Here is a 7,067-nt window from a genome sequence, read left to right on the forward strand (position 1 = left end):
TGTCCCCACCTGTTGGTTCACATTCGCTGCCGTTGAATTTTCCCGGCGTTCTTGTAAGGTTGACCCCCTTTATTTCCTGGTATGGGGCCTCCAATGAAGTCGGTTCAAGAGCAGTTGTCGGTGATCAGGCGGGGCGCTGACGAAGTGCTCGTCGAGGCGGAGTTGGTCAGCAAACTCAATCGCGGCCTTCCACTTCGAATCAAGGCTGGTTTCGATCCAACAGCCCCGGACCTTCATCTTGGGCACACGGTGCTTATTAATAAGCTTCGTCAGTTCCAGGACCTGGGGCATCAAGTTGTCTTCCTTATAGGCGATTTCACCGGGATGATCGGTGACCCGAGCGGCAAGAGCGCAACGCGGCCTCCCTTGACGCGTGAGCAGGTTTTGGAAAACGCAGAAACCTATAAGAACCAGGTATTCAAAATCCTTGATCCGACCAAGACTGAAGTCGCTTTCAACTCGTCCTGGATGGATCAGCTGACCCCGTCGGACTTCATTCGTCTCGCCTCGCAGTACACCGTAGCTCGTATGCTGGAGCGAGATGATTTCAGTAAGCGCTACTCGACCAATCAATCTATAGCGATTCACGAATTCCTCTACCCACTGGTTCAAGGGTATGACTCCGTTGCGCTACGGGCGGACGTGGAGCTTGGTGGGACGGACCAGAAATTCAACCTCCTGATGGGGCGTGAGCTGCAGCGTTCTTATGGGCAAGAGTCTCAATGCATTGTCACCATGCCTCTTCTTGAGGGATTGGACGGTGTGAAGAAGATGTCCAAGTCACTTGGCAACTATGTTGGGATCCAGGAAGCGCCGGGTGTTATGTACAGCAAGCTGGTATCGATCCCGGATGTACTGATGTGGCGTTACTTCGAGTTGTTGAGTTTTCGCGACATGGCTGAAATCGAAGAGTTTCAGGCGGACGTGGCGCGTGGCGCGAATCCGCGCGACATCAAGATCAAGCTCGCCGAGGAGATCGTGGCTCGTTTCCATGGCGAGGAGGCCGCCGCGACAGCTCACCGATCGGCGGGTAATAGAATGAAAGAGGGCGAGCTTCCTGAAGATATTCCCGAGATCGAACTGCAATCTGCCGAAGATATGCCCATCTCTTCGGTGTTGAATCGAGCGGGCCTTGTAAAGAACGCGGCAGTGGCTCGTGATCTGCTGGCCTCGGGCGGGGTTCGGGTGGATGGCGACGTCGTTGATCGAACCTTTATCGTCAGGCTTGGTAGTACGCACGTGTGCCAGGCGGGCAAGAAGTCCTTTGGGCGGGTTTCGCTCAAGGCTGAACAAAACTGAAAACAACCGTTGACGTGGTTTTTTGAGTGCCTATAATGCGCACCTTCTCCGGCGCAGGCCTTTGGCGAAACGTCTTGTAAATCAAGAAGTTAGCTAAAATAAAGGCTTGCACGGAAGGCGGCTTCGAGTAGAATGCGCCGGGCTGACAGGGTGAAGGTTGAGTCCTGTTGGCGCTTCGGTCGGGTTGATCGGAGGCGGTTGAAAGAGGTGGTTGACAGCGGTTTTGGACGCTGTATGATTCGCCTCCCGCTGACGAGAGACGCGAGATTGATCGGAAGCGCAAGCGGTTGAGAAGAAAGAAAAACTTCTTCAAAAACAGCTTGACGAGAAACAAGGCTGCTGTAGAATGCGCGGCCTCGGTTGAGACGAAAGACTTGATCGAAACGCTCTTTAACAACTGAATCAAGCAATTCGTGTGGGTGCTTGTGAGGTAAGACTGATGGTCAGCAAGATTATCAGCATCACAATGTACTCAACGAGAAATCATTGAGTGCTCTTCTTTTAGGAGAAGAGATTTGCGATTGCTGAGCCAAGTTTAGGGTTTTCTCAAAACCCAAGCAGTATTGAACTGAAGAGTTTGATCATGGCTCAGATTGAACGCTGGCGGCAGGCCTAACACATGCAAGTCGAGCGGATGAAGGGAGCTTGCTCCCTGATTCAGCGGCGGACGGGTGAGTAATGCCTAGGAATCTGCCTGGTAGTGGGGGACAACGTTTCGAAAGGAACGCTAATACCGCATACGTCCTACGGGAGAAAGCAGGGGACCTTCGGGCCTTGCGCTATCAGATGAGCCTAGGTCGGATTAGCTAGTTGGTGAGGTAATGGCTCACCAAGGCGACGATCCGTAACTGGTCTGAGAGGATGATCAGTCACACTGGAACTGAGACACGGTCCAGACTCCTACGGGAGGCAGCAGTGGGGAATATTGGACAATGGGCGAAAGCCTGATCCAGCCATGCCGCGTGTGTGAAGAAGGTCTTCGGATTGTAAAGCACTTTAAGTTGGGAGGAAGGGCAGTAAGCTAATACCTTGCTGTTTTGACGTTACCGACAGAATAAGCACCGGCTAACTTCGTGCCAGCAGCCGCGGTAATACGAAGGGTGCAAGCGTTAATCGGAATTACTGGGCGTAAAGCGCGCGTAGGTGGTTTGTTAAGTTGGATGTGAAAGCCCCGGGCTCAACCTGGGAACTGCATCCAAAACTGGCAAGCTAGAGTATGGCAGAGGGTGGTGGAATTTCCTGTGTAGCGGTGAAATGCGTAGATATAGGAAGGAACACCAGTGGCGAAGGCGACCACCTGGGCTAATACTGACACTGAGGTGCGAAAGCGTGGGGAGCAAACAGGATTAGATACCCTGGTAGTCCACGCCGTAAACGATGTCGACTAGCCGTTGGGATCCTTGAGATCTTAGTGGCGCAGCTAACGCATTAAGTCGACCGCCTGGGGAGTACGGCCGCAAGGTTAAAACTCAAATGAATTGACGGGGGCCCGCACAAGCGGTGGAGCATGTGGTTTAATTCGAAGCAACGCGAAGAACCTTACCAGGCCTTGACATGCAGAGAACCTTCCAGAGATGGAGGGGTGCCTTCGGGAGCTCTGACACAGGTGCTGCATGGCTGTCGTCAGCTCGTGTCGTGAGATGTTGGGTTAAGTCCCGTAACGAGCGCAACCCTTGTCCTTAGTTACCAGCACGTAATGGTGGGCACTCTAAGGAGACTGCCGGTGACAAACCGGAGGAAGGTGGGGATGACGTCAAGTCATCATGGCCCTTACGGCCTGGGCTACACACGTGCTACAATGGTCGGTACAAAGGGTTGCCAAGCCGCGAGGTGGAGCTAATCCCATAAAACCGATCGTAGTCCGGATCGCAGTCTGCAACTCGACTGCGTGAAGTCGGAATCGCTAGTAATCGTGAATCAGAATGTCACGGTGAATACGTTCCCGGGCCTTGTACACACCGCCCGTCACACCATGGGAGTGGGTTGCTCCAGAAGTAGCTAGTCTAACCTTCGGGGGGACGGTTACCACGGAGTGATTCATGACTGGGGTGAAGTCGTAACAAGGTAGCCGTAGGGGAACCTGCGGCTGGATCACCTCCTTAATCGAAGACTTCAGCTTCTTCATAAGTTCCCACACGAATTGCTTGATTCACTAGCGAAAAGCGATTGGGTTTCGACCCGAGAGAGACGATTGGGTCTGTAGCTCAGTTGGTTAGAGCGCACCCCTGATAAGGGTGAGGTCGGCAGTTCGAATCTGCCCAGACCCACCAATTGTCATGGGATGTGGCCGATCTGTAGATGGGGCCATAGCTCAGCTGGGAGAGCGCCTGCTTTGCACGCAGGAGGTCAGCGGTTCGATCCCGCTTGGCTCCACCATTAACTCGATAATCGCTGAAAGCACAGAAATGAATGCGCTCTTTGAGTGTATTGATTTCTGGTCTTTGCGCCAGTAACTGTTCTTTAAAAATTTGGGTATGTGATAGAAGTAGATTTGGGTAATTACTTTCACTGGTGATTATTCAAGTCAAGGTAAAATTTGCGAGTTGCTCGAGAGAGCGAAATGCGGATTTTCGGCGAATGTCGTCTTCACGTTATAGACAGTAACCAGATTGCTTGGGGTTATATGGTCAAGTGAAGAAGCGCATACGGTGGATGCCTTGGCAGTCAGAGGCGATGAAAGACGTGGTAGCCTGCGAAAAGCTTCGGGGAGTCGGCAAACAGACTGTGATCCGGAGATGTCTGAATGGGGGAACCCAGCCATCATAAGATGGTTATCACACACTGAATACATAGGTGTGTGAGGCGAACCAGGGGAACTGAAACATCTAAGTACCCTGAGGAAAAGAAATCAACCGAGATTCCCTTAGTAGTGGCGAGCGAACGGGGACTAGCCCTTAAGCTTCTTTGATTTTAGCGGAACGCTCTGGAAAGTGCGGCCATAGTGGGTGATAGCCCTGTACGCGAAAGGATCTTAGAAGTGAAATCGAGTAGGACGGAGCACGAGAAACTTTGTCTGAATATGGGGGGACCATCCTCCAAGGCTAAATACTACTGACTGACCGATAGTGAACTAGTACCGTGAGGGAAAGGCGAAAAGAACCCCGGAGAGGGGAGTGAAATAGATCCTGAAACCGTATGCGTACAAGCAGTGGGAGCCTACTTTGTTAGGTGACTGCGTACCTTTTGTATAATGGGTCAGCGACTTATTTTCAGTGGCGAGCTTAACCGAATAGGGGAGGCGTAGCGAAAGCGAGTCTTAATAGGGCGTCTAGTCGCTGGGAATAGACCCGAAACCGGGCGATCTATCCATGGGCAGGTTGAAGGTTGGGTAACACTAACTGGAGGACCGAACCGACTACCGTTGAAAAGTTAGCGGATGACCTGTGGATCGGAGTGAAAGGCTAATCAAGCTCGGAGATAGCTGGTTCTCCTCGAAAGCTATTTAGGTAGCGCCTCGTGTATCACTGCTGGGGGTAGAGCACTGTTTCGGCTAGGGGGTCATCCCGACTTACCAAACCGATGCAAACTCCGAATACCAGCAAGTGTCAGCACGGGAGACACACGGCGGGTGCTAACGTCCGTCGTGAAAAGGGAAACAACCCAGACCGTCAGCTAAGGTCCCAAAATCCTGGTTAAGTGGGAAACGATGTGGGAAGGCTCAGACAGCTAGGAGGTTGGCTTAGAAGCAGCCACCCTTTAAAGAAAGCGTAATAGCTCACTAGTCGAGTCGGCCTGCGCGGAAGATGTAACGGGGCTCAAACCAGGTACCGAAGCTACGGGTTCAACGTAAGTTGAGCGGTAGAGGAGCGTTCTGTAAGCCTGTGAAGGTGAGTTGAGAAGCTTGCTGGAGGTATCAGAAGTGCGAATGCTGACATGAGTAACGACAATGCGAGTGAAAAACTCGCACGCCGAAAGACCAAGGGTTCCTGCGCAACGTTAATCGACGCAGGGTGAGTCGGTCCCTAAGGCGAGGCTGAAGAGCGTAGTCGATGGGAAACGGGTTAATATTCCCGTACTTCTAGTTACTGCGATGGGGGGACGGAGAAGGCTAGGCCAGCTTGGCGTTGGTTGTCCAAGTTTAAGGTGGTAGGCAGAGGTCTTAGGTAAATCCGGGATCTTAATGCCGAGAACTGATGACGATCCTTCTTTTAGAAGGAGAAGTGGTTGATGCCATGCTTCCAGGAAAAGCCTCTAAGCTTCAGGTAACTAGGAACCGTACCCCAAACCGACACAGGTGGTTGGGTAGAGAATACCAAGGCGCTTGAGAGAACTCGGGTGAAGGAACTAGGCAAAATGGCACCGTAACTTCGGGAGAAGGTGCGCCGGTGAGGGTGAAGGGTTTACCCCGTAAGCTCATGCCGGTCGAAGATACCAGGCCGCTGCGACTGTTTATTAAAAACACAGCACTCTGCAAACACGAAAGTGGACGTATAGGGTGTGACGCCTGCCCGGTGCCGGAAGGTTAATTGATGGGGTTAGCGCAAGCGAAGCTCTTGATCGAAGCCCCGGTAAACGGCGGCCGTAACTATAACGGTCCTAAGGTAGCGAAATTCCTTGTCGGGTAAGTTCCGACCTGCACGAATGGCGTAACGATGGCGGCGCTGTCTCCACCCGAGACTCAGTGAAATTGAAATCGCTGTGAAGATGCAGTGTATCCGCGGCTAGACGGAAAGACCCCGTGAACCTTTACTATAGCTTTGCACTGGACTTTGAATTTGCTTGTGTAGGATAGGTGGGAGGCTTTGAAGCGTGGACGCCAGTTCGCGTGGAGCCAACCTTGAAATACCACCCTGGCAACTTTGAGGTTCTAACTCTGGTCCGTTATCCGGATCGAGGACAGTGTATGGTGGGTAGTTTGACTGGGGCGGTCTCCTCCTAAAGAGTAACGGAGGAGTACGAAGGTGCGCTCAGACCGGTCGGAAATCGGTCGTAGAGTATAAAGGCAAAAGCGCGCTTGACTGCGAGACAGACACGTCGAGCAGGTACGAAAGTAGGTCTTAGTGATCCGGTGGTTCTGTATGGAAGGGCCATCGCTCAACGGATAAAAGGTACTCCGGGGATAACAGGCTGATACCGCCCAAGAGTTCATATCGACGGCGGTGTTTGGCACCTCGATGTCGGCTCATCACATCCTGGGGCTGAAGCCGGTCCCAAGGGTATGGCTGTTCGCCATTTAAAGTGGTACGCGAGCTGGGTTTAGAACGTCGTGAGACAGTTCGGTCCCTATCTGCCGTGGACGTTTGAGATTTGAGAGGGGCTGCTCCTAGTACGAGAGGACCGGAGTGGACGAACCTCTGGTGTTCCGGTTGTCACGCCAGTGGCATTGCCGGGTAGCTATGTTCGGAAGAGATAACCGCTGAAAGCATCTAAGCGGGAAACTTGCCTCAAGATGAGATCTCACTGGAGCCTTGAGCTCCCTGAAGGGCCGTCGAAGACTACGACGTTGATAGGTGGGGTGTGTAAGCGCTGTGAGGCGTTGAGCTAACCCATACTAATTGCCCGTGAGGCTTGACCATATAACACCCAAACAATTTGATGTTTGCGTGTCAGACGGTTGAAGTCGACAAACAAACCGAAAAGACGCATCGCTCGCAAGCGAAACCAATACAGCAACACCATCACATACCCAATTAGGGGAAGCGACTGAACACCGACTCCCCAACCGAATTGCTTGACGACCATAGAGCGTTGGAACCACCTGATCCCATCCCGAACTCAGAAGTGAAACGACGCATCGCCGATGGTAGTGTGGGGTCTCCCCATGTGAG

At 52.5% G+C, this 7,067-nt stretch carries 1 protein-coding gene, 2 tRNA genes and 3 rRNA genes; all 6 read left to right on the forward strand.

What is annotated here, in order from left to right:
- Window positions 1-93 precede the first annotated feature (93 nt).
- Window positions 94-1,299, forward strand: coding sequence for a tyrosine--tRNA ligase (gene tyrS / locus UF78_RS02955; protein WP_045160569.1), 1,206 nt, complete (start codon window positions 94-96; stop codon window positions 1,297-1,299).
- 565 nt (window positions 1,300-1,864) lie between these two features.
- Window positions 1,865-3,401: ribosomal RNA gene (locus UF78_RS02960) — 16S ribosomal RNA — on the forward strand.
- Between the two features lie 91 nt (window positions 3,402-3,492).
- Window positions 3,493-3,569: transfer RNA gene (locus UF78_RS02965), tRNA-Ile, on the forward strand.
- A 30-nt stretch (window positions 3,570-3,599) separates the two neighbouring features.
- Window positions 3,600-3,675, forward strand: a tRNA-Ala gene (locus UF78_RS02970).
- Window positions 3,676-3,924: 249 nt separating this feature from the next.
- A 23S ribosomal RNA gene (locus UF78_RS02975) occupies window positions 3,925-6,815 on the forward strand.
- A 154-nt stretch (window positions 6,816-6,969) separates the two neighbouring features.
- A 5S ribosomal RNA gene (gene rrf / locus UF78_RS02980) occupies window positions 6,970-7,067 on the forward strand; the annotation flags it as partial.

It is taken from the genome of Stutzerimonas stutzeri, from assembly GCF_000952685.1.
GTDB lineage: Bacteria > Pseudomonadota > Gammaproteobacteria > Pseudomonadales > Pseudomonadaceae > Stutzerimonas > Stutzerimonas stutzeri_E.

Excerpts from the sequence above, each read along its gene's own strand:
- tyrS (WP_045160569.1), top strand. The coding sequence starts at position 94 with ATGAAGTCGGTTCAAGAGCAGTTGTCGGTGATCAGGCGGGGCGCTGAC.